This is a genomic window from Ruegeria sp. YKSF070 (assembly GCF_059612725.1).
The window spans coordinates 47,104-68,448 of record NZ_JBXWRD010000020.1 but is presented as its reverse complement, the minus strand read 5'-3'; the positions used below and the strand labels follow the sequence as shown (position 1 = coordinate 68,448).

Below are 21,345 nucleotides of genomic sequence, written 5' to 3'. Positions count from 1 at the left end.
GCAACGCGGGGCTGGATTGGTTTCGGTTCAAATGTCGAACTTCACCCCCTGCGCCAGCGGCAGTTCAGCGGAATAGTTCACCGTGTTGGTCTGCCGCCGCATATATGCCTTCCAGGCGTCCGAACCGCTTTCGCGGCCACCACCGGTCTCTTTTTCTCCGCCAAATGCCCCGCCAATCTCCGCGCCCGACGGGCCGATGTTGACGTTGGCAATCCCGCAATCCGAGCCGGACGCCGACAGGAATTGCTCGGCCTCGCGCATGTTCAGCGTGAACACGCAGGAGCTAAGGCCTTGCGGTACGTCGTTCTGAATCGCGACCGCCTCTTCGAAATCGTCATAGCCCATCACATAAAGGATCGGGGCGAAGGTTTCGGTCTTTACCGTGGCGCTCTGCCCCGGCATCTCGACGATAGCGGGTTGCATGTAGACACCGCCCTCAGGCACGCCCTCGGTGACGCGGACACCCCCAAAAACGACGCCACCCTCGAATTCGGCCGATTTCAGCGCTGCGATCATGGCTTTCCCCGATGCCTCGTCCACCAGTGGCCCGATCAGCGTTGCCTCGGCCAGCGGATTGCCGATGGGCAATCCTGCATAGGCCTTCTTCAAACGCGCGACCAACTCGTCCTTGATCGAGTTATGCGCGATCAGGCGGCGCAGCGTGGTACAGCGCTGACCCGCGGTTCCCACCGCCGAGAACACGATGGCGCGAACCGCCATTTCCAGATCGGCCGAGGGGCCGACGATCATCGCGTTATTGCCGCCCAACTCCAGGATGCATTTGCCGAAACGCGCCGCCACGATGGGCGCCACGGCGCGACCCATGCGGGTCGAACCGGTGGCCGAGATGATCGGCACGTCCTCGCTCTCGACCAATGCCTTACCCAGGTCGGCACCGCCGATCAGGGTCTGCAACAGTCCCTCAGGCGCATCGCCAAACCGAGCGACTGCCCTGTCAAAGATCTTCTGACAGGCCAGCGCGGTCAGCGGAGTCTTTTCCGACGGTTTCCAGATCACCGGATCACCGCAAACGATGGCCAGCGCCGCGTTCCAGGACCAGACGGCAACGGGAAAGTTGAAGGCCGAGATCACGCCGACCGGTCCGGCCGGATGCCAGGTTTCCATCATCCGGTGACCGGGGCGTTCGGATGCGATGGTCAGGCCATAAAGCTGCCGCGACAGGCCGACGGCGAAATCGCAGATGTCGATCATCTCCTGCACTTCGCCCAGCCCTTCGGAGGTGATCTTGCCCGCCTCCCAACTGACCAGCGCGCCCAGCGCCTCTTTCGAGGCGCGCAGTTCTTCGCCCAGCAGGCGGATCAACTCGCCCCGGCGCGGCGCCGGTACACTGCGCCAGATCTTGAAGGCCGATTTGGCCCGGTCCAGCACAGCACCCATTTCGGACAACTGCGTTTCGTGCACCTCGCCCAGAACACGGCCATCAATCGGAGAGGCGACGCGGATGCTGCCCCCGGTCAGATCGGCGGCACCAAGGCCCAGTTGCTGCAATACGGTTTCAGCGGTCATGACGATATCTTTCATGTTTCAAGCAGCCTTGTTCTGTGCAGTCAGATCGCCCGCCCGATACAGGCGGCCGAATTCGGTTTCGAGGAAATCGGCGAACTTGACCTGTTCCTGCCGGACAAACCCCTTGGCGGGCAGCGTTCCGGTCCGCATCAGGTCGACCACGCCCAGCACGCCGGCGGCGGTGGTGACTTGGATCGCGCTCCAGACCTGGCCGTCGATGACGCGGGAATAGGACTTGTTGATCAGGCTCTTTTCACGCAGTTGGCCACCGATCCGCCCCTTGGCGGTGCAATAGACCAGCACCACATCCTGATCGGTACGCAGCAACGCCGTTTCGAAGATATCCTTGAGCAGGTCGCGGCGACGCTCCAGCCCCAGATCGTTCAGCAGCAGGCGCAGGATATCGCGGTGACCCGGATAACGGATCGAGCGGTACGAGACCGCGCGCGCCTTGCCGTCCAGCGTCTCGGGCAGCGTGCCCAGCCCGCCCGAGGTGTTGAAGCATTCGTATTCGACCCCGTCATGACCGAGGATCTCGTAATCCTCCAGCGGCGCGGTCTTGACCAGCTGGCCATTCACGATGGCATCGCAGGGGTTGCAATACTCGTTGATCAGCCCGTCGGTGGACCAGGTCAGATTGTATTTCAGCGCGTTGGTCGGATAGAGCGGCAGTGCCCCCACCCGCATATGCAGGCTGTCGATCTCGTCGAATTCAGCCGCCAGCGCCGCCCCTGCGATGCCGACAAAGCCCGGCGCCAATCCGCATTGCGGCATGAACGCGGTCTGGCTGTCCTCGGCCAGGGCGCGCACCGCATTTGTTGCGGCCACATCCTCGGTCAGGTCGAAGTAATGGGCGCCAGCGACCTTGGCCGCCTTGGCGATGACCGGCGTCAGAAAGAACGGTGCGGCCGAAATCACTGCATCGAACCCGCCCAGCGCCTTGGCCAGCCCGGCCTCATCCTTGGCATCCACCTGTTTGGTGGCAACCCCCATCCGATTCAGCACCGCCAGCGCCGCCAGATCATGATCGGCCACGGTGACCGAGTAATGGGATGAAGTCTTGAGCAAAGCGGCGATCATCTGGCCGATCTTCCCGGCCCCGACGACACAAATATTCCAGCGCATGGCACGTCTCCTTGATACTGACATCAGGATGGCGTGGCGGCTGTTCGATCTGTAGGGAGCAGAGTGTCGAAACGACTCGGATATCCGTTGTTATGACGGGTTTCTTGACATTATGTCAGGTTCGATCAATCCGGCGCCCAAAGACCACAAATGTATTTGTGCGCAAGATGCCGGGAATAGCGCCAACTTCGTCGACCAGAATGTCCAGATCCTCGATCCTGGGCGCCTCGGCCGAGAGCAGCAGGTCGTATTCGCCATTGATCGACAGGCAGAGTTTGATCTCGGGATAGGATTCGAGCCGCTTGACGATGCGCGTGGTCTCTTTCTGCTGCACTTCCAGCAGCACGACGACCTGAACCTTGCTTTCATCCTGGGGTTCGCGCAACACCACGGAATAGCCAGCGATCACGCCGCGCGCCTCCATCCGGGTGATGCGTTCGTGCACGGTGGTGCGGGCCACGCCCAGGCGCGCGGCGATCTTGGTGGTCGATTCGCGCGCATTGTGTTGCAGCGCCGCGACGATCTGACGGTCAAGCTGATCCATGCCACTTCCTTGCCCCGCCGGATGGGGCGGCGCAAGGATTATCACGTATGGCTTACAGTTCCAGAATGGTGCTGCCGGTGGTCTGGCGCGCTTCAAGTGCGCGATGGGCATCGGCCACCCGATCCAGCGGGAAACGCTGGTCGATCCGGATCTTTACCTCGCCGCCTGTCACCTTGCCAAACAGACGCCGCGCCATCGCCTGACAGGCGGCATGGTCGGCAATATGGGTAAAGAGCGTCGGGCGGGTGATCTTCAGACTGCCCTTTTGACCTAGGATACCAATGCTGATTGGCGGCACCGGCCCCGAGGCATTGCCAAAGGAAATCATCATGCCCAGTGGCTTGAGGCAGTCCAGCGACCCTTCGAACGTGTCCGCGCCGATCGAATCCATCACCACGTCGACACCCTTGCCACCGGTCAGCTCTCGTACTCGATCGGTGAAATTTTCGGTCCGGTAGTTGATGACATGGGTGGCGCCATGCGCCTTGGCCAGCGCGCATTTCTCGTCGCTGCCGGCGGTGCCGATCAGCGTGATGCCTTCGGATTTTGCCCATTGGCAGGCGATCAGGCCAACGCCGCCCGCCGCCGCATGGAACAGTACGGTATCGCCCCGCGACAAAGGTGTGGTCCGATGGAAGAGGTAGTCGACCGTCAACCCCTTGAGCATCATCGCGGCGGCCTGATCGAAGGAGATTTCGTCAGGCAGCGGGCAGACCTGCGCCGCCGGCATCACCCGCGCCTCGGTATAGGCCCCCGGAGGAGCGGCGGCATAAGCGGCCCGGTCGCCCGGTTTCAGATGGGTGACCCCCTCGCCCACCGCCTCGACGACACCGGCAGCCTCCATCCCCAGCGCGTGAGGCAGCGCCAGGGGATACAAGCCAGTGCGCTGATAGACGTCGATAAAGTTCAGCCCGCAGGCGTGATGCCGGATGCGCAGTTCGCCCGGCCCCGGATCCCCTACTGGTAGGTCACGCAATTGCAGAACCTCGGGGCCGCCAAAGGCCTCGATCACCACGGTTTTCGCCGTCTCGCTCATCTGGGTCCTCCCTCGTTCGGAATAACCCTAGCAGGCGCGCCCGCCGGGACAAGCCGGACGGGCGGGATTTCAGGCGACCTTGAGAACGATCTTACCGATATGGCCCGAGCTTTCCATCCGCGCATGGGCGGCGGCGGCCTCGCTCAAGTCGAACTCGCTATCCATGACCGGTGCAACCCGCCCCGCGTCAAGCAGCGGCCAGACCGCCTCGCGCAGGTCGCGGGCGATCTCGGCCTTGGCCAGATCGCTTTGCGGGCGCAGGGTGCTGCCGGTCAGGGTCAGCCGCTTGACCATCATCAGGGCAAAGTTCAGCTCGACCACAGGCCCTTGCAGGAAAGCGATCTGCACCAGTCGTCCATCCTCGGCCAGCGCCTTGACGTTGCGTGGGATATAGTCGCCGCCCACCATGTCGAGGATCAGGTCGGCGCCGCCCTCGGCCCGCATGACCTTGACGAAATCCTCGTCACGATAGTTGATCGCCCGCTCGGCGCCTAGGTCGAGGCAGGCGCGGCATTTTTCATCCGATCCAGCGGTAGCAAAGACCCGCGCGCCAAAGGCATGCGCCAACTGGATCGCTGTGGTGCCGATGCCGCTGGACCCGCCATGCACGAGAAACCGCTCGCCCGCCTTGAGCCCGCCACGGGTAAACACATTGGACCAGACAGTGAAAAAGGTCTCGGGCAAGCAGGCCGCCTCGCGCAGGGCCATGCCCTGCGGCACCGGCAGGCAATGTGCGGCGGGCGTGACCACATAGTCGGCATAGCCGCCGCCGGGCAGCAGGGCACAGACCTTGTCGCCCACGGCAACATCTTCTGCACCCGGACCCACGGCGACCACTTCTCCCGAACATTCCAACCCTGGCAGGTCACTGGCGCCGGGTGGTGGATCATAGGCCCCCGCCCGCTGCAACGCGTCGGGCCGGTTCACGCCGGCATAGGCGACCTTGATCACCACCTGCCCATGGCCCGGCTGCGGCACGGGGCGCTGGGTAAGCTGCAAGACCTCGGGTCCGCCTGGGCGGGAGATTTCAACCGCACGCATCATCTCTGTCATGGACTGCATTCCTCCTGATCTTTCCAATTGCCTAGCATCCGGACGGCAGCAGGCAAACAGCAAAGGCACCGCAACCCAATGGTTGCGACAGCCCGTCTCGGCCCAAGACGCGCTGCGTGCGACACCATTCAGATGTCGGGACAGGCGCGACCCGGGATCCAGAGCCACGCCTGCCGCATGACCGGCTGATGGCGACCTGCTTCCATATGCAAGGCGAAGCGCGAATATCGAGCGCGGCGAGTCTTGCGGAGAAGGTTGCCAATCAGAAGATGCCCCGCAATTTCCGGCGCGGCATCATGAGGCATGGAGCCAAAGAGGGCTTGAGGTACGAGCCGCAGCACCTTGAGGTATCCGCCGCGCTATGGGGATCCCAACATTGGCTCAGAAATCCAGATTTTCGACACTCAGCGCGTTCTGCTGAATGAACTCGCGGCGCGGCTCGACGGAATCACCCATCAGCTTGGTAAAGATATCGTCCGCTTCGACCATGTCGTTGACCCGAACCTGCAACAGTGTGCGTGCGTCAGGATCAAGGGTGGTTTCCCACAGCTGCTCCGGGTTCATCTCGCCCAACCCCTTGTAACGTTGCAACGTCAGGCCCTTTTCGCCCTCGTCAAGAATCGCCTTGAGCAGGGTCAGCGGGCCGTGAATCGCCTGGGTCCGGTCGCGGCGCACCAGCATCGCGGGCTGGGTATAGATCTCTTGCAGGCTCTTGGTGAAACTGCCGGTCTTGCGCGCCTCGCCCGAGCGCAGCATCGGGCCGTCCAGCGTCCGCACCTCTTCGACGCCGCGCAGGATGCGGGCCAGCCGGATGCCGTGATCCTGGGTGATCCGCCCCAACCAGCCGCGCTCGTATTCCAGCGCGATCAGGTCGAGCCGCGCGGCAACCTTGTCGGCCACCCCTTGCAGGTCGGCATCGACGGCACCGGCGACAAAGGCCCCAGCAACAGCGGCCTGTTCCAGGATGTGGCGGGGATAATGGGTCGGGAAGGCGTCGAGCACGCGTTTCAGCTGCCGCGCCTCATCCACCACGCGGGCCAGATCCTGGCCGACGATCTCTTCGCCATTGCCAAGCTTCAGCACCGCGCCCTCGACGCCCTGCTGGATCAGATAGTCATCCAGCGCCGCCTGATCCTTGAGATAGACCTCGGACTTGCCGCGCGCGACCTTATAGAGCGGCGGCTGCGCGATATAGAGATAGCCGCCTTCGATCAGTTCCGGCATCTGCCGGTAGAAGAAGGTGAGCAGCAGAGTGCGGATATGCGCGCCGTCGACGTCGGCATCGGTCATGATGACGATCTTGTGGTAGCGCAGCTTCGAGATGTTGAACTCGTCGCGCCCGATCCCGGTACCCAGCGCCATCACCAGGTTGCCGATCTCCTGACTGCCCAGCATCCGGTCGAACCGCGCCCGCTCCACGTTCAGGATCTTGCCGCGCAGGGGCAGCACCGCCTGGGTGCGCCGGTCACGCCCGGTCTGGGCCGAGCCACCGGCGCTGTCACCCTCGACCAGGAACACTTCGGTCTTGGACGGGTCTTTTTCCGAACAATCCTTGAGCTTGCCAGCGAGGTAGTTCACATCCATCGCAGTCTTGCGCCGAGTCAATTCACGCGCCTTTCGGGCGGCTTCGCGGGCCAGCGCGGCTTCGATGATCTTGCCGACGATCTGCTTGGCCTCGTTTGGGTTCTCCTCGAACCACTCGGCTAGTTTCTCGTTCACCAAGTTCTCGACCGCCGGTCGCACCTCGGACGAAACCAGCTTGTCCTTGGTCTGGGACGAGAATTTCGGATCGGGTACCTTGACCGACAGCACACAGGTCAGCCCCTCGCGTGCGTCATCACCGGTAAAGTTGATCTTTTCCTTTTTCGCGATGCCGCTCGACTGGGCATAGTTGTTGATGGTCCGGGTCAGCGCGCCGCGAAAGCCTGCGACATGGGTACCGCCATCGCGCTGCGGGATGTTGTTGGTAAAGGGCAGCACGGTTTCGTGATAGCTGTCGTTCCACCACATCGCGATCTCGACGCCGATATCGTCACGCTCGCCCTTGAAATAGATCGGCACCGGCATGACCGGCGTTTTCGAGCGGTCCAGGTATTTGACGAACTCGCGCACGCCGCCTTCATAGAACAGCTCGGTCTCCAACCGTTCGGCCGGGCGCTCGTCGATCAGGATAATGCGCACGCCCGAATTCAGGAAGGCCAGTTCGCGCAGGCGCTTTTCCAGCGTCTCGAACACATAGTCGAGGTTCGAGAATGTGGTTGTCGAGGCCAGGAACCGCACCTCGGTCCCGGTGCGGTCGCCGCACTCGCCCACAACGCGTAGATGCTCGACGGTATCGCCACGCTCGAACCGGGCGACATGCTCCTTGCCGTGGCGCCAGATGCGCAGCTCCAGCCAATCGCTGAGCGCGTTCACCACCGACACACCCACCCCGTGCAGGCCGCCCGACACCTTGTAGGAGTTGCTGTCGAACTTGCCGCCCGCATGCAGCTGGGTCATGATCACCTCGGCGGCCGAAACCCCCTCTTCAGCGTGGATATCCACCGGAATCCCACGGCCGTTGTCGGCGACCGAGACGCTGCTGTCGGCGTGAATTTTCACCGTTACATGGTCGGCATGGCCCGCGAGCGCCTCGTCGATACCGTTATCGACGACCTCATAAACCATGTGATGCAGGCCCGAGCCATCGTCGGTGTCACCGATATACATCCCGGGCCGCTTTCGCACGGCCTCCAAGCCCTTGAGAACTTTAATGGAATCGGCACCGTACTCATTTCCGGGTTGCTCGATTTCGGACATTCGCGCCTTCCTTCGTATTTTTGTGATTTTATACGAAACCCGCAGGGGAATGTCACGGCCCGGACCTGATTTTAGGCAATTGTTTCAGGCTGCTTTCGCGCCCATCTGCGCCGCCTTGCACAGCCATTTCCGGACCCGGTCGCCCTCGGCACCGGTGGCGGGAGCAAATGTCGAGAAACGGGCCGGCTTGATCCCGACGAAACCCAGGATCTGACGGGCCAGAACCTTCTTGATGGCATTCGAGTAAAACAGCCCCAACAGCATCGCCGGGGTGTCCGACGTCATCAGCACCCGCGCCGTGCGCCCCTTGAGCAACGGCGCCGGAAGGCCCAAGAAATTGGTGTTGCGGGTGTCAAAGGCCCGCCCCGGCAGCAGCACACGGTCAAACAGCCCTTTCAGCTTGGCCGGGATCGCACCCCACCAGAGCGGTGTGGCCAAAACCACGTGCTCAGCCCATTCAAGATCGGCCAGAAACGCCTCCAACTCGGGCTCCAGCGGCTTGGTGTTTTCATATCCACCCTCGCCGTAATCCATATCGAAACGCATCTGGGACAGATCATGATATCGTACTTGGTGCCCACCGTCGCGTGCCGCCCCTGCATAGGCCTCGCACAGTGATTTCGACAGCGACGTTTGGCCCGGATGGCCGTTGAGAACGATGATTTTCCGAGTAGACATTTGCGCAGACCCTCTGCAAAAGTGACCTTGGTCAATTTACATACGTCAAAATTGACCATGGTCAACATTTATTCTTGACCTCGGTCAACTTTTTGAAAGGATTCCCATGACCCGCCCACCGCAGAAACGCCGCCTGGAAACCCGCGCCCGCCTGCTGGCAGAGGCCGCGCGCCTGATCCAAGCGCATGGATATGGGGGGCTGCGGGTCGAGGACGTGGTCGAGGCCGCTGGCGTCGCCAAGGGCACGTTATTCTCGCATTTCAACGACAAGGATGGATTGTTGGCCGTTCTGATCGGCGCCGAGGTGATGCGCCTGATCGACGACATGGCGGCCACAACCCGCCCCGAGGGCCTGCCCCAATTGATGGAGCGATTGTCACCCCTGCTGGATTTCGTGGCCAGTGACCGAGTGATCTTTGACTTGCTGCTGCGCTATTCCGGCTCCACCGGCGCCGAACGGGACGAGGTGGTGACAGAGGGTTTTTATCGTCAGATCGACCTCTGGGCGGGTTGGATCGCCGGTATGCAGGCGACGGGTGCGGTTCGCGATGACCATCCCCCCGCTCTGCTGGCCGAAGGCATTCAGGCCTTTCTCAACCAGGTCATAGCGATCCGTTTCTGTCAGGGGGATCAGGCCACCGGCACGCCCGCCGAAGCCTTGCATCCCTTTCTGGCCGCCTGGCTGATCACGTAAAGGGCAGGATCAGCCCCACCACGATCAGCATGACTCCTGCCGTCAGGTTCATCCGTCTCAATGCCCGCGGCGAACTCAGCACTCGCCGCACCCGATCGACAAAGGCCGCCAGCATCAGATTGCCCACCAGCGGCACCACCTGCGACACCGCCACGATGGCGACAAGGTCGGTGGTGGTGATATCGGACAGATCAAAGAAACCCGGCAAAATTCCCATATAGAACAGCACCGCCTTGGGATTGCCCAGGATCACCACCAGCCCCGCCAGAAACCCCGCCCAGATACCAGGCCGGGTTAACCGGCTGTCGCTGGCGATGGTCCGATCCGCGTTACGGATCGTGACTATTCCCAAGGTGACAAAGACCAGCACCGCAACCACCTTGAGCACCACTGCAATCTGGGTCGAGGCGGCGGTGATCCAGCCGATGCCCAGAACCGCCAGAACAGGCCACAGGCTGTCGCCGACCACGACACCTAACGTCAGAGGCCAGGCCGCTTGAAACCCGCCCGACAGGGTACGCGCGGTCAATGCCAGCCAAACCGGCCCAGGCGTCAGGAACAGCACGAAAACAGCCCCCGCATAAAGTGCCAGGTCAATTGCAGACAGCGTCATGTCTCTACCACCTCCGATTCACCGCCATGCTCGACCAACGCAATAGTTTGCGCTCGCGCGCCCAGTTCGGCAAACAGTTCAGGCCCGGTGCCGGTCATCCAGGCTTGCGCACCCAGGGCACAAATCTCGTCATAAAGCACCGCGCGACGGTCGGCATCCAGATGCGCCGCGATTTCGTCCAGCAACAGCACGGGCGGCGCCCCCACCTGTTGGGCCAGGGCGCGCGCATTGGCCAGGATCAGCGAGACCAACAACGCTTTCTGCTCGCCAGTTGAACAATCACTCGCGGGCACGCCCTTGGCGGCATAGACACCGTACAGGTCACTGCGATGCGGCCCCACCAATGTGCGCCCTGCAGCCAGATCGCGAAACCGGCTCTCGGCCAATGCCTCGCGCAGATCACCCTCGCTTTCCGGCAGCGCACCTTCGGTCTGGGTCAACCCAAGATCGGCGGTAGGAAAGGCGGTTTCGGCCTGTGACTGCGCCGCGGCCAACGCGGTCAGGGCGCTCTGGCGCGCAGCGTGAATTCGCTGTCCAGCCGCCGCCATCTGGGTTTCCAGCGCAAGATACCAATGGGCGTCCCGTACCTGCTCGCGCAGCAGGCGGTTGCGCTCGCGCATGGCCTTTTCATAGGTCAGCACCGCTTCGGCATGGTCAGGCTCAAAACTCAAGGTCATCCGGTCCAGAAAGCGCCGCCGCCCCTCGGGCCCCTCGATCCAGAGCCGGTCCATCGAGGGCACCAGCCAGACCATCCGCACCAACCGACCCAGCGCCACCTGGCTCGCCGTCTTGTCGTCGATCCGCACCTGCCGCGCGGCGCCGCCTTCGGACCAGGTTTCGATCTCGTGGCGCTGCGTTCCCGCCACGATCTCGGCGCTCAGCTTCCAACCCAGCGCCTCGGGGCGCCGGGTCATCTCGGCGGCGCTGGCCCGGCGCATGCCGCGTCCGGGCGAGAACATCGAAACCGCCTCCAGGATGTTGGTCTTGCCCGCGCCGTTGGGCCCGTGGATCGCAACCGGCCGCTCATCCAGCTTCAGCCGCAGCAACCGATGCGACCGGAAATGCGATATCGTGATTTCGGTCAGGGCCAATGCCATGACCCCTCCCTTCTTCTGTTCGAAAATACCTCCGCCGGAGGCATCGCGCGTCAGCGCGATCAGACGCGCATCGGCATGACCACGTAGACCGCGCTCTGATCATTGCCTTCGCGCATCAGGGTCGGATCCCCCGAGGAGTTGAACAGGAACACCGCGTTTTCGCGATCCACTTGGCTGGCGATTTCCAGCAGGTATTTCGCGTTGAAACCGATTTCCAGCCGCTCGTCGCCATAGGCGACCGCCAGTTCCTCTTCCGCCGCGCCGCTGTCGGGTGCATTTACCGACAAGACCAGCTTGTCTTCTTCGAGTTGCAGCTTGACCGCGCGCGAGCGCTCCGAACTGACGGTGGCGACCCGGTCCACTGCCTTGGCGAATTCCGAGGCATCCACTTCGAGCCGCCTTGTATTCGCCTGCGGGATCACGCGGGTATAGTCGGGGAAGGTTCCGTCGATCACCTTGGAGGTCAGCGTGATGTCGGGCGTGGCAAAGCGGACCTTGGTCTCGCTTACCGATACGGCGATGTCCATCTCGTCATCGTCCAGCAACTTGCGCAGCTCACCCACAGTCTTGCGGGGCACGATCACGCCGGGCATGTCCGTCGCACCTGCCGGCAGGTCCGCGTCGATCCGGGCCAGCCGATGACCATCGGTGGCCACGCAGCGCAGCACCTTGCCGCCATCGCCATCGGCCACATGCATGTAGACACCGTTCAGGTAATACCGGGTCTCTTCCGTCGAGATGGCGAATTTGGACTTGTCGAACAGACGCCGCAGAACCGCAGCGTTGGCGGTGAAATTCGACTGGTACTCCGATGACGCCATCACCGGGAAATCCTCGCGCGGCAGAGTGGCAAGCGAGAAGTTCGAGCGACCGGCATCGACGGTCAACCGGCCCGCCGCCGCATCTGCGGTAAGGGTGACCAGCGCTCCGTCCGGCAGCTTGCGCACGATCTCGTGCAACGTGGTAGCAGAAACGGTGGTGGCACCAGGCCGTTCAATCATCGCGGGCGCCTTGTCGACCACTTCGATATCCAGGTCGGTGGCGCGGAACTGGACCCCTTCGCCCTCGGCCTCGATCAGCACATTTGCGAGGATCGGGATCGTGTTCCGGCGCTCTACAACCGATTGCGCTTGCGCAACGGCCTTGAGCAGGGCGCCGCGTTCGATGCTGATCTTCATGTCCCTTCATCCTCCGAATGGGCCGGGAAGGGCAAACTAGCGGGTTCCCCCTTCGACACAAGGCTTTTTTGGTTTTCTCGGGCCTAACGCCAACAGCGTCAAGAGGGCGCCCCCAGATGGGACGCGATTATGGCATGGTTGCAATTCGGGAAAAGCGCTCGCGTAGCAGAAGCCCAATGGGCTTGCTGCGCGCACAGCGAAGTGCGGGATGGCCTTGCGGCCACCCCGCCCGGCCTCACGCCTCCAGCGCGCGGCGCAGCATTTCGACGTCTTCGGCAATCTGACCGTCGGTCAGCTTCAGCTCTTCGATCCGCTTGACCCCGTGCATCACGGTGGTGTGGTCACGCCCGCCAAAGCGCCGCCCGATCTCGGGCAGTGACCGGCTGGTCAGCTGCTTGCACAGATACATCGCCACCTGACGCGGCCGTGCGTAAGAGCGCAGACGTTTCGGGCCGATGATATCGCTCAGGCGGATGTTGTAGTAATCCGAAACCTTGCGCTGGATCTCCTCGACCGTGATCTTGCGCTCCGAGGCGCGCAGGACATCGGCCAGGCAATCCTGAGTCAGTTCCATGTCGATCTCGCGCCCGACAAGCGAGGCAAAGGCAAAGAGACGGGTCAGCGCCCCTTCGAGGACCCGCACATTGGTCGAGATCCGGTGCGCCAGGAACTCCAGCACGCCATCCGCGATGACCAGATCGGGATAGGTGCTGCGATACATCTGCACCTTGGTTTGCAGAATGCCTAGGCGCAGCTCGTAGTCGGTGGGATGCAGATCCACTACCAGGCCGCATTGCAGGCGCGATTTCACACGATCCTCGAGATCCTTGATCTCGCCCGGCGCGCGGTCTGCCGAAATGATGATCTGTTTGTTCTGATCGACCAGCGCATTGAAGGTGTGAAAGAACTCTTCCTGGGTACTGTCCTTGCCGGCGATGAATTGAACGTCATCCACCATCAGAACATCGACCGAGCGGAACAGATGCTTGAAATCCATCATCCGGCGCTCGCGCAGCGCCTGTACGAACCGGTACATGAACTGTTCCGCCGACAGATAGAGCACATTCAGTTCCGGCCGCTTTACCTTCAGCTCCCATGCGATGGCATGCATCAGGTGGGTCTTACCCAAACCGACCCCGCCATAGAGGACCAGCGGATTGAAGGTGACCGGGCCTCCTTCGGACACCCGACGCGCGGCGGCATGGGCCAGTTCGTTCGGCTTGCCGACCACAAAGCTGTCAAAGGTGAACCGCGGGTCCAATGGCGCGGCCTGCAACCCGTCCAACGCGTCAGAGGTCTCGGAAACACGCTGGGTCGGAGCCTCTGGCGCAGCCGCTGGCCGCGCCGCGCGGGCTGGTCGCATCGGCGAATTTGCAGCAACACGAAAAGCCAGCCTCTGAACCGCCTCTCCGGCGTTGTTCAGTTCGTACAGAATCAGATCCGAGAAGTTCTGGCTGACATAGTTCCCCATGAAATTGGTCGGAACCGTAAAGACCGCGACCCCATTCTCAAGCGCCTGAAACTCAAGCGGCTCGATCCAGGTCGTGAAATTGTTCTGCCCCACCGTCTTGAGCAATTTCTGACATAGCAGTCCCCATTTTTCTTGTGTCATCCAGCGCCTCACGCGTCCCGTTATCTGGCCGATTCCGGCCTTATTACCCATCAGTTTCGGCCAGTGGCCCTCCACGACTCACTCAAAGCGCGCATAACAGCCCCTGCCACCCAAAGCGGGCGCAAGCTGTCAAACAAGCATAGGGTTACGCACCGGCAACAGGTAATGACTGCCCCGAAAGGGCGCAGATCAAAACCTGTTACAAATACATAACACACTCAAATAGACAGGGTGGAAGCCCGAGCAGCTCGGTCCCCACAGAAATCGAAAGCGATGACAATCGTACGCTTTCGCCTTCCTTTCACGTGATCCGATGCCCGTCGGACCGTCGTGAAGGGCGCCTGTCCCCCCAAGCGAGTGAATCGCTGGAACAGTGGTAGCAAGTCGGTCTGCGGAGCGGCAACGAAACTATGATGTTGACTCGGGATTCACCTGCAAAGAATCTCTCAAGGCTGCGGCACCGGGACCTTGCTGCAACAGGCACGAAAAAAGGCGCTGCAAATGCAACGCCTTTTCTTAGAACCCCTTTGGGGGATTCGGGACCGTCCTCAGCCCAGCGCTTTGACGCGCGAGGACAGGCGGGACATTTTGCGGGATGCGGTGTTCTTGTGGAACACACCCTTGCTGACGCCGCGCATCAGTTCGGGCTGGGCCGCGCGCAGAGCGGCGGTTGCCGCATCCTTGTCACCCGAGGCGATCGCCTCTTCGACTTTGCGCAGATAGGTGCGGATCCGCGAACGGCGGGCTTTGTTGATGGCGAAGCGCTTTTCGTTCTGACGGGCGCGCTTTGCTGCCTGGGGCGAATTTGCCATGTTTTCTGACCTTTACTCGGGTTCGGTTCTGTTCATGTCACGCAATGACGCCCCTCTCCCGGATCAGTCTCACCGGTGTGATTCTAGCCAGAGCGGGCCCCACGCGCATGTATGACGGCGGCGTTTAGCGAAAAAGGCGACGAAAGCCAAGCCCCCATCCGCCAAAACGCAAACAGGCGGGCCTGGGCCCGCCTGCTGCACTGATTCCATGACGCAACGTCACTTGTCGCGAAACTGGGCGGCGCGTTTTTCAAGGAAAGCGGCCATGCCTTCCTTCTGATCTTCGGTGGCGAACATCGAATGGAATACGCGGCGCTCGAACAGCAGCCCCTCGCTCAGCGTGGTCTCGTAAGAGCGGTTGACCGCCTCCTTGACCGCATAGGCCGAGATCATCGATTTCTCGGCGATCTTCTGAGCCGCGCTCAGCGCCTCTTCGACCAGCTTCTTGGCCGGAACTACGCGGCTGACCAGCCCGGCGCGCTCGGCCTCTTCGGCATCCATGAAGCGCCCGGTCAGGTTCAGATCCATCGACTTGGACTTGCCCACCAGCCGGGTCAGGCGCTGGGTGCCGCCGATACCGGCGATCACGCCCAGATTGATCTCGGGCTGGCCGAACTTGGCGGTGTCGGCGGCGATGATGAAATCACACAGCATTGCCAGCTCACAGCCACCGCCCAGCGCGTAACCCGCCACTGCCGCGATGATCGGCTTGCGGATGGCGCTGACACGGTCATTGGCGGCCGCGAACAGGTTCTCGCTGTACACCTCGACATAGGTCTTCTCAGACATCTCGCGGATATCGGCCCCGGCGGCAAACGCCTTGTCGCTGCCGGTGATCACGATGCAACGCACCTTGTCATTGCCATCGGCCTCTTCCAGCGCGGTGCACAACTCGCCCAACAACTGTGTGTTGAGCGCATTCAGCGCATCGGGACGGTTCAGCCTGATCAGGGCTACGTGGTCTTCAACTTCGACGATGATCGTCTCAAAGGCCATGGGGCTTTCGCTCTCGGTTGTTCCGTTTCGAAACGATTCCTTATCATGGGCGAGAGATGGTTCAAGCTATCTTTGGCATTGCGCGCAATAGAAGGATGAGCGACCCGACTGGGTGATTCTCTGCACGGTGCCGTCACAGCCCGAGCGGCGGCAGGGTTCCCCTTCGCGCCCGTAGACATCGAAACTGTGCTGAAAATACCCAAGTTCGCCATCGGCTTGGCGGAAATCCTTGAGTGAGGAACCACCCGCCTCGATCGCCTCGGACAGGACCTGGCGAATGATCGGAACCAGCGCAGAGACCCGCGCGGCGGCGATCTGTCCCGCTTTGCGACGCGGCGACACCCCGGCGCGGAACAACGCCTCACAGACATAGATATTGCCTAGCCCCGCCACGATTCCTTGATCCAGTAGCGCCGATTTGACCGGCGTGTTGCGCCCCTTGAGGGCGGCAACCAGGTAATCCTCGTGAAAATCGTTGCCCAGCGGCTCGGGCCCCAGCACCATCAACAGCTTGTGTTCGTCCACGGTCGCAGTGGCCATCAAGTCCATCGCACCGAACCGGCGCGGGTCGTTGAAGGTGATGCGCGCGCCGTTGTCCATGTGAAACACCACATGGTCATGTTTCTGCGCCGCCGGGTGGTCATGCACGAACTGCCCCAGCGGATCACCCGACACGGTCATCCGCCCCGACATGCCCAGATGGATGAGCAGCGTCTCGCCCCCCGACAGATCGGCCAGGATGTATTTCGACCGCCGCCGCAGCCGTTCCACCCGCTGGCCTGTCAGCCGCTCGGCCATGCGATCGGGGAAAGGCCAGCGCAGGTCGGGCCGATTGACCTCGGCCCGCGCGATCACCGCCCCCTCCATCGCGGGGGCCAATCCGCGCCGCACGGTCTCGACCTCGGGCAATTCAGGCATTAGACGCTCCTCATCCAAAGGGCCGCATTGTGCCCCGGTCTCAGCACCCTATAACAGGGGCGAAATGCGAGGAACGGCAAGACCCATGTCCGACACATCCGACAAGACCACCCATTTCGGCTTTGAAACCGTGCCCGAGCATGAAAAGGCGGGCCGGGTTCAGGGCGTGTTCGGCTCGGTCGCCTCGAAATACGATGTCATGAACGATGTGATGTCGATGGGCATCCACCGGGTCTGGAAAGACGCGATGATGGATTGGCTGGCGCCGCGACCGGGCCAGCGCCTGCTGGATGTGGCGGGGGGGACCGGCGATATCTCGTTCCGGTTTCTGAAACGCGCGGGCCATGGCCATGCCACCGTTCTGGACCTGACCGAGCCGATGCTGGTCGAAGGCCGCAAACGGGCCGAGGCCGAGCGCATGGCCGACAGTCTCGACTGGGTGGTGGGCGATGCCATGGCGCTGCCGTTCGAGGATAACACGTTCGACGTCTACACCATATCTTTCGGCATCCGGAACGTGACCCGCCCGCAAGAGGCGCTGAACGAAGCCTACCGCGTGCTGCGCCCCGGTGGCCGCCTGATGGTGCTGGAGTTCAGCCAATTGCCCAATGACGGGCTGCAAAAGCTCTATGACCTTTACAGTTTCAACGTGATCCCCCGGATGGGCCAGCTGATCGCCAACGACCGTGACAGCTATCAGTATCTGGTGGAATCGATCCGCAACTTCCCCGATCAGGAAACCTTCCTGGGCATGGTCGAGGCGGCGGGTTTCGGCAATGCCAAGTACCGCAACCTGAGCATGGGCATCGCCGCGCTGCATTCCGGCTGGAAGATCTGATCCATGCGCGGCCCCCATAATATCATCCGCCTGATCCGCACGGGCGCCACGCTGGAGCGCAACGGCGCCATGGGCGCGGTGCTGGATGCGTTCGACGCGCCGCGCCCGCTGCGCATTCTGGCCCGCGCGCTGGGCAAACCGTTCCAGTGGCTGGGCTTCAAGGGCGACCCCAGCCTGCCACCGGCCACCCGCGCGCTGATGGCGATGGGACCGGCCTATATCAAGTTCGGCCAGGTGCTTTCGACCCGGCCCGACGTGGTGGGCCAGGATCTGGCCGACCAGCTGCGCGTGTTGCAGGATCAATTGCCGCCCTTTCCCCGCGCTGTTGCCATGCGCGAGGTGGAGCGGGAACTGGGTCGCCCGCTGCCCGAGATGTTCAGCGAGTTCAGCGAGCCGATTGCGGCAGCGTCCATCGCCCAGGTGCACCGGGCGCGTCTGGCCGACAGCGGCGAGGATGTGGCGGTCAAGGTGCTGCGTCCCGGCATCGAGCGCGCCTTTCGCAAGGATGTGGATGCGTTCTACTTTGCCGCCCGCATCGTCGACCTCTTCGCCCCCGGTGCCCGTCGCCTGCGCCCGATCGAGGTGATCGAGCATTTCGACGGCGTGGTGCGCGGAGAGCTGGATCTGCGGCTGGAAAGTGCCGCTGCCTCGGAGTTCGCCGACAACACCAAGGGGGATGCCGGATTCCGCCTGCCGCCGGTGCGCTGGTCGCTGTCGGCGCGGCGGGTGATGACGCTGGGCTGGGCCGATGGCGTGCCGCTGGGTGACAATGCCGCGCTGGACGCCGCCGGGCATAATCGCCGCGATCTGGGCGAGCGGGTGCTGCGCCTGTTCCTGCTGCACGCGCTGCGCGATGGCTATTTCCACGCCGACATGCATCAGGGCAACCTGAAGGTCGCTGCCGATGGCGATATCATCGCCTATGACTTCGGCATCATGGGCCATATCGACGAATATACCCGCCGGGTCTATGCCGAGATCCTGTTCGGCTTCATCCGCCGCGATTACAAACGCGTGGCCGAGGTGCATTTCGAGGCCGGTTACGTGCCCGCCACCCAGGATGTCGACGAATTCGCCCGCGCCCTGCGCGCCGTGGGCGAGCCGATCTTTGGCATGGATGCGACCCATATCTCGATGGGCCGGCTGCTGAGCTACCTCTTCGAGGTCACCGAACGGTTCGGCATGGAAACCCGGACCGAGCTGATCCTGCTGCAACGTACCATGGTCGTGGTCGAAGGCGTGGCGCGTTCGCTCGACCCCCATATCAACATCTGGGAGGTGGCCCGCCCGGTGGTCGAGGATTACATCAAGCAATCCATCGGCCCGCGCGCGGTGCTGGCCGATCTAGGCAAAACAGCGCTCGTGGTGGCCCGTTTTGGCCCGCGCCTGCCCGATCTGGTCGAACGCGCGCTGGTGGCGCAGTCGCAACCGGGTCCAGACGAAAAGCCGCGCCTCAGCGCAGCGTTCTGGCCCGCCCTGGGTGGCGCGCTGATCGGCGGCGGCGTGGTTCTGCTGGCCAGCCTTTTCATCTGAACCGGTGACAGGCGCCGCCTTCGTGCTAGGCTGCGCCCATGGCCCGCACCAATCCACATCGCCCCTTCGTGCCCGATCCCGAACAGGCAGCCCTTGCGCCCGAGGTCAGCGGCAATGACATCAACGGGCTGGGTGAAACATCGTTTCGCCGCCCGCGCATGGTCTATTGGGCGCCCGACCCGGCCGATATTCCACACGGCTCCCTGCAACACTATTTCTACCGGCAATCGGCAAAGGAACCCGACTTTGCCAGAAGACGCGCCGCCCGCCAGGCTGTGCTGGACGCGCCCCTGCCGCCGGTAGCAGAGACCGCGACCACCCGCGAACCCGCGGACTGGACCGCCGCGCTGACGCAATTCGTGGACAGCGGCGCTTGCGAGTTGACCGGTGTTGCCGAGATGGACCCTGATTGGGTCTTCGAAGGCCACGAAATACCGCAATCGCGCGTCATCATGATCGGCGTGGCCCATGACTACGACGCCATCGCCACGGCGCCCCAACCCCGAGCTGGGCTTGAGGTGATGACGCAATACACTCGTGCCGCCCAAGCCGCCAAGACCATCGCCGGATGGCTGCGCCAGCAAGGCTGGCAGGCCGAGCCGCTGACCGGCCCGATGACCGGCGCGCTGGCGATGATCCCGCCCGCGCTGGCCTGCGGCTTTGGCGAGTTGGGCAAGCACGGGTCCATCATCAACCCCGATCTCGGCGCCTCGTTCCGCCTGTCGGCGGTGCTGACCGATGCGCCTTTTGCCCCGACGCCGGCGCAGGATCACGGCATCGACGGCTTCTGCCAGAACTGCCACATCTGTCAGGACGCCTGCCCGCCCGAGGCGCTGTTTGCGAAAAAGCAGACCGTACGCGGCACCCGCAAGTGGTATGTCGATTTTGACAAATGCCTGCCCTTCTTCAACCAGACGCACGGCTGCGCCATCTGCATCGCCGAATGCCCCTGGTCGCGCCCCGGCATCGGCCCGAACCTAGCTGCCAAGCTGGCCCGCAAACGCAACAGGGACGCAACCAGCTAACCGCGCCCCTGCTTCATTTCGCCCCAAATACTCCGGGGGTCTGGGGGCAGCGCCCCCAGCCTCTCCACTCAGAGCATTTCGATCGCGATGGCGATGCCCTGGCCGCCGCCGATGCACATGGTGATCAGACCCTTGGCCCCGCCGGTGCGCTCCAGCTCATAAAGCGTTTTCAGCGTGATGATCGCACCGGTCGCACCAACCGGGTGGCCCAATGCAATCGCGCCGCCATTGGGGTTGACCTTGGCCGCATCCAGACCCAGCTCTTTGTTCACCGCCAGGGCTTGCGCGGCAAAGGCCTCGTTCGATTCGATCACGTCGAAATCGCCGATACTCAGGCCCGTGCGCGCCAGCAGGTTCTGCACCGCCGGAACCGGGCCGATCCCCATCACCTCGGGGCGCACACCGGCATGGGCGTAGCCCAGAATACGCGCCTTGGGCTTCAGCCCGGCCTTCTCCGCCGCATCCGCCGTGGCCAGCACCATCGCTGCCGCGCCGTCGTTGATGCCACTGGCGTTGCCCGCCGTCACCCGGCCATCCTTCTTGAACACCGGCTTCAACCCGGCCAGCACCTCGACCGAGGTCGCCTTGGGGTGCTCATCGACTTTGAAGTCGACCATGTCGCGCTTGACCTTGACCTGCACCGGCGTGATCTGGCCATCGAAATACCCCGCCGCGATGGCTGCGGCCGCGCGCTCTTGCGAGGTCATGGCGAACTGGTCCATGTCTTCGCGGCTGATCTGGTGCTCGTCCGCGACGTTTTCGGCGGTCACACCCATATGACCGGTGCCAAACGGGCAGTTCAGCGCGCCCAGCATCATGTCAAGCGATTTGACATCGCCCATCTTGGCGCCCCAGCGGGCCTGGGTCATGATGAACGGGCTGCGCGACATGCTCTCTGCACCGCCAGCCAGGGCAAACTCCGCATCCCCCAGCATCAGCGACTGCACCGCCGAGACGATGGCCTGCGCGCCAGAGCCACACAGACGGTTGACGTTCATCGCGGGGGTTCCGTTCGGGATGCCTGCCTGCATGGCGGCGACACGGCTCAGATACATGTCGCGGGGTTCGGTATTGATCACATGGCCGAAAACCACGTGACCGATTTGGGCGCCCTCGACGCCCGAACGTTCCAGCGCCGCCTCAGTTACCACGGTGGCAAGGTCGATTGGCGCAGTCGAGGCCAACGCCCCGCCAAAAGTGCCGATGGCGGTGCGGGCACCGTCCAGAATCACGATATCGGTCATGTCATCCTCCTCAGGGTTTCGCG

The 21,345-nt window shown here is 62.8% G+C and carries 19 protein-coding genes; 4 read left to right on the top strand and 15 right to left on the bottom strand.

From position 1 onward, the window contains the following. Positions 1-27: 27 nt before the first annotated feature. From amaB to AC2FL1_RS11910, 7 genes are all read right to left on the bottom strand, one after another. On the bottom strand, positions 28-1,542 hold the full coding sequence (gene amaB, locus AC2FL1_RS11940) for an L-piperidine-6-carboxylate dehydrogenase (protein ID WP_496877076.1): 1,515 nt from the start codon (positions 1,540-1,542) through the stop codon (positions 28-30). Positions 1,543-1,545: 3 nt separating this feature from the next. Continuing rightward, a complete protein-coding gene (locus tag AC2FL1_RS11935; protein ID WP_496877075.1) occupies positions 1,546-2,652 on the bottom strand; it encodes a saccharopine dehydrogenase family protein in 1,107 nt (368 codons plus the stop codon). Positions 2,653-2,767: 115 nt separating this feature from the next. Then, positions 2,768-3,196 carry an Lrp/AsnC family transcriptional regulator gene (locus tag AC2FL1_RS11930; protein ID WP_234140441.1) on the bottom strand — a complete coding sequence of 143 codons (429 nt, stop codon included), beginning with the start codon at positions 3,194-3,196 and terminating at the stop codon, positions 2,768-2,770. A gap of 52 nt (positions 3,197-3,248) precedes the next feature. After that, positions 3,249-4,232, bottom strand: coding sequence for a quinone oxidoreductase family protein (locus AC2FL1_RS11925; protein ID WP_496877074.1), 984 nt, complete (start codon positions 4,230-4,232; stop codon positions 3,249-3,251). 69 nt (positions 4,233-4,301) lie between these two features. Beyond that, positions 4,302-5,285, bottom strand: a complete 984-nt coding sequence (locus tag AC2FL1_RS11920; protein WP_496827461.1) for an NAD(P)H-quinone oxidoreductase — start codon at positions 5,283-5,285, stop codon at positions 4,302-4,304. A 381-nt stretch (positions 5,286-5,666) separates the two neighbouring features. Continuing rightward, a complete protein-coding gene (gene gyrB, locus AC2FL1_RS11915) occupies positions 5,667-8,084 on the bottom strand; it encodes a DNA topoisomerase (ATP-hydrolyzing) subunit B (protein ID WP_496877073.1) in 2,418 nt (805 codons plus the stop codon). Between the two features lie 84 nt (positions 8,085-8,168). Then, positions 8,169-8,762 (bottom strand): NAD(P)H-dependent oxidoreductase, encoded by a 594-nt coding sequence (locus AC2FL1_RS11910; protein WP_496827457.1) that lies wholly within the window; start codon positions 8,760-8,762, stop codon positions 8,169-8,171. Between the two features lie 106 nt (positions 8,763-8,868). On the opposite strand from AC2FL1_RS11910, the gene AC2FL1_RS11905 reads away from it, so the two are divergent. Beyond that, a complete protein-coding gene (locus AC2FL1_RS11905) occupies positions 8,869-9,456 on the top strand; it encodes a TetR/AcrR family transcriptional regulator (protein WP_496877072.1) in 588 nt (195 codons plus the stop codon). On the opposite strand, the gene AC2FL1_RS11900 is transcribed toward AC2FL1_RS11905, so the two are convergent. The 7 genes from AC2FL1_RS11900 to mutM form a co-directional block, all read right to left on the bottom strand. Continuing rightward, the gene (locus AC2FL1_RS11900) at positions 9,449-10,069 is read right to left on the bottom strand and encodes a LysE family translocator (RefSeq protein WP_496877071.1); all 621 of its coding nucleotides are present in this window, start codon (positions 10,067-10,069) and stop codon (positions 9,449-9,451) included. The genes AC2FL1_RS11905 and AC2FL1_RS11900 overlap by 8 nt on opposite strands. After that, positions 10,066-11,166 carry a DNA replication/repair protein RecF gene (gene recF / locus AC2FL1_RS11895; protein WP_496877070.1) on the bottom strand — a complete coding sequence of 367 codons (1,101 nt, stop codon included), beginning with the start codon at positions 11,164-11,166 and terminating at the stop codon, positions 10,066-10,068. Before recF ends, AC2FL1_RS11900 begins: the two co-directional genes overlap by 4 nt. A 59-nt stretch (positions 11,167-11,225) precedes the next feature. Beyond that, complete coding sequence (gene dnaN / locus AC2FL1_RS11890; protein WP_234145237.1) at positions 11,226-12,344, bottom strand: DNA polymerase III subunit beta; 1,119 nt, start codon at positions 12,342-12,344, stop codon at positions 11,226-11,228. A 235-nt stretch (positions 12,345-12,579) separates the two neighbouring features. Next, entirely contained in the window at positions 12,580-13,956 is a 1,377-nt protein-coding gene (dnaA, locus tag AC2FL1_RS11885) for a chromosomal replication initiator protein DnaA (RefSeq protein WP_496877069.1), read from the bottom strand. A gap of 548 nt (positions 13,957-14,504) precedes the next feature. Beyond that, entirely contained in the window at positions 14,505-14,768 is a 264-nt protein-coding gene (gene rpsT, locus AC2FL1_RS11880) for a 30S ribosomal protein S20 (protein ID WP_234140376.1), read from the bottom strand. Positions 14,769-14,987: 219 nt separating this feature from the next. Continuing rightward, positions 14,988-15,764: an acryloyl-CoA hydratase gene (gene acuK, locus AC2FL1_RS11875; protein ID WP_496827446.1), complete on the bottom strand. Its 777-nt coding sequence runs from the start codon at positions 15,762-15,764 to the stop codon at positions 14,988-14,990. A 66-nt stretch (positions 15,765-15,830) separates the two neighbouring features. After that, a complete protein-coding gene (gene mutM / locus AC2FL1_RS11870) occupies positions 15,831-16,682 on the bottom strand; it encodes a bifunctional DNA-formamidopyrimidine glycosylase/DNA-(apurinic or apyrimidinic site) lyase (protein WP_496827444.1) in 852 nt (283 codons plus the stop codon). Positions 16,683-16,767: 85 nt separating this feature from the next. On the opposite strand from mutM, the gene ubiE reads away from it, so the two are divergent. From ubiE to AC2FL1_RS11855, 3 genes are read left to right on the top strand one after another with little or no spacing between them, the layout of a single operon-like run. Further along, positions 16,768-17,520, top strand: a complete 753-nt coding sequence (ubiE, locus tag AC2FL1_RS11865; RefSeq protein WP_496877068.1) for a bifunctional demethylmenaquinone methyltransferase/2-methoxy-6-polyprenyl-1,4-benzoquinol methylase UbiE — start codon at positions 16,768-16,770, stop codon at positions 17,518-17,520. Between the two features lie 3 nt (positions 17,521-17,523). Then, a complete protein-coding gene (gene ubiB / locus AC2FL1_RS11860; RefSeq protein WP_496877067.1) occupies positions 17,524-19,053 on the top strand; it encodes a 2-polyprenylphenol 6-hydroxylase in 1,530 nt (509 codons plus the stop codon). Positions 19,054-19,091: 38 nt separating this feature from the next. Continuing rightward, complete coding sequence (locus AC2FL1_RS11855) at positions 19,092-20,078, top strand: 4Fe-4S dicluster domain-containing protein (protein WP_496877066.1); 987 nt, start codon at positions 19,092-19,094, stop codon at positions 20,076-20,078. Between the two features lie 68 nt (positions 20,079-20,146). Here AC2FL1_RS11855 and AC2FL1_RS11850 read toward each other — a convergent pair whose 3' ends face one another. Beyond that, positions 20,147-21,322, bottom strand: a complete 1,176-nt coding sequence (locus AC2FL1_RS11850; protein WP_496877065.1) for an acetyl-CoA C-acyltransferase family protein — start codon at positions 21,320-21,322, stop codon at positions 20,147-20,149. Positions 21,323-21,345 lie beyond the last annotated feature (23 nt).

Bases quoted from the DNA above. Each gene is read 5' to 3' on its own strand.
- amaB (WP_496877076.1), bottom strand. From the start codon at position 1,542: ATGAAAGATATCGTCATGACCGCTGAAACCGTATTGCAGCAACTGGGC.
- AC2FL1_RS11935 (WP_496877075.1), bottom strand. From the start codon at position 2,652: ATGCGCTGGAATATTTGTGTCGTCGGGGCCGGGAAGATCGGCCAGATG.
- AC2FL1_RS11930 (WP_234140441.1), bottom strand. From the start codon at position 3,196: ATGGATCAGCTTGACCGTCAGATCGTCGCGGCGCTGCAACACAATGCG.
- AC2FL1_RS11925 (WP_496877074.1), bottom strand. From the start codon at position 4,232: ATGAGCGAGACGGCGAAAACCGTGGTGATCGAGGCCTTTGGCGGCCCC.
- AC2FL1_RS11920 (WP_496827461.1), bottom strand. From the start codon at position 5,285: ATGACAGAGATGATGCGTGCGGTTGAAATCTCCCGCCCAGGCGGACCC.
- gyrB (WP_496877073.1), bottom strand. From the start codon at position 8,084: ATGTCCGAAATCGAGCAACCCGGAAATGAGTACGGTGCCGATTCCATT.
- AC2FL1_RS11910 (WP_496827457.1), bottom strand. From the start codon at position 8,762: ATGTCTACTCGGAAAATCATCGTTCTCAACGGCCATCCGGGCCAAACG.
- AC2FL1_RS11905 (WP_496877072.1), top strand. From the start codon at position 8,869: ATGACCCGCCCACCGCAGAAACGCCGCCTGGAAACCCGCGCCCGCCTG.
- AC2FL1_RS11900 (WP_496877071.1), bottom strand. From the start codon at position 10,069: ATGACGCTGTCTGCAATTGACCTGGCACTTTATGCGGGGGCTGTTTTC.
- recF (WP_496877070.1), bottom strand. From the start codon at position 11,166: ATGGCATTGGCCCTGACCGAAATCACGATATCGCATTTCCGGTCGCAT.
- dnaN (WP_234145237.1), bottom strand. From the start codon at position 12,344: ATGAAGATCAGCATCGAACGCGGCGCCCTGCTCAAGGCCGTTGCGCAA.
- dnaA (WP_496877069.1), bottom strand. From the start codon at position 13,956: ATGACACAAGAAAAATGGGGACTGCTATGTCAGAAATTGCTCAAGACG.
- rpsT (WP_234140376.1), bottom strand. From the start codon at position 14,768: ATGGCAAATTCGCCCCAGGCAGCAAAGCGCGCCCGTCAGAACGAAAAG.
- acuK (WP_496827446.1), bottom strand. From the start codon at position 15,764: ATGGCCTTTGAGACGATCATCGTCGAAGTTGAAGACCACGTAGCCCTG.
- mutM (WP_496827444.1), bottom strand. From the start codon at position 16,682: ATGCCTGAATTGCCCGAGGTCGAGACCGTGCGGCGCGGATTGGCCCCC.
- ubiE (WP_496877068.1), top strand. From the start codon at position 16,768: ATGTCCGACACATCCGACAAGACCACCCATTTCGGCTTTGAAACCGTG.
- ubiB (WP_496877067.1), top strand. From the start codon at position 17,524: ATGCGCGGCCCCCATAATATCATCCGCCTGATCCGCACGGGCGCCACG.
- AC2FL1_RS11855 (WP_496877066.1), top strand. From the start codon at position 19,092: ATGGCCCGCACCAATCCACATCGCCCCTTCGTGCCCGATCCCGAACAG.
- AC2FL1_RS11850 (WP_496877065.1), bottom strand. From the start codon at position 21,322: ATGACCGATATCGTGATTCTGGACGGTGCCCGCACCGCCATCGGCACT.